This is a genomic window from Mesorhizobium sp. A556 (assembly GCF_054489545.1).
On the sequence record NZ_JBTMXA010000067.1, the window covers coordinates 1 to 600 of the forward strand.

Below are 600 nucleotides of genomic sequence, written 5' to 3' on the forward strand. Positions count from 1 at the left end.
GCTCTTGATTTCGTATTGCGGCGCTTCCGCACTCGCATGGTGCGTGTAGCCGTGGACCTCGAAATCGCGCTCATGCACATGAACGATCGTGCCGCTGACGCGCCCGGCTTCCGAATCCCAGCCCACACGCTCACCGATTTTGAATTTATCCGTCATGACCGCTCGACCTGACCCAGAAGATGAGAAAGGCTCCTATGGAACCATACTGCCGCACGTACCTTTAATCTGCGATTGAACGGCAGTGATCTATCATTCAACCGCCGCGCTCAAATTCGGTTCCAGTGAAATCGCGTAGCCCAGATGCATGGTGCTTTTGATCTGAAACGTAAACGACTACGATCTCAGGCGATGCGGGTGCAGTCGCCTGCACCACTGTTAAGTTGGAGCCAACACGAACAGCTTCTTCACCATAGGCCACTCGACGCGGACAATCGTCGAATTCGTCGATCTGCTTCGGGAGTCCCGCGTCGATTTCGTTGTCGATGTGAGGTCGATGCCGCGCTCGCGCACGAATCCGCAGTTCAACGGCGAAAGTCTCCCAGGAACCTTGGCGCCGTGGCAGATCGGCTATAAGCATATCGCCGCGCTTGGCGGACTTCG

Annotated in this window: 2 protein-coding genes; one reads left to right on the forward strand and one right to left on the reverse strand. The window is 56.2% G+C overall.

Features of this window, described 5'->3' with window-relative positions; all coding sequences use genetic code 11:
* Positions 1-156, reverse strand: a 156-nt coding sequence (locus ACX3P0_RS25325) for a hypervirulence associated TUDOR domain-containing protein (protein WP_459092992.1), incomplete at its 3' end; no start/stop codon positions are given.
* A 253-nt stretch (positions 157-409) separates the two neighbouring features.
* Between ACX3P0_RS25325 and ACX3P0_RS25330 the strand changes: the two genes are divergently transcribed.
* Positions 410-600 (forward strand): DUF488 family protein (locus ACX3P0_RS25330; RefSeq protein ID WP_459092994.1); only part of this gene is annotated, 191 nt, incomplete at its 3' end.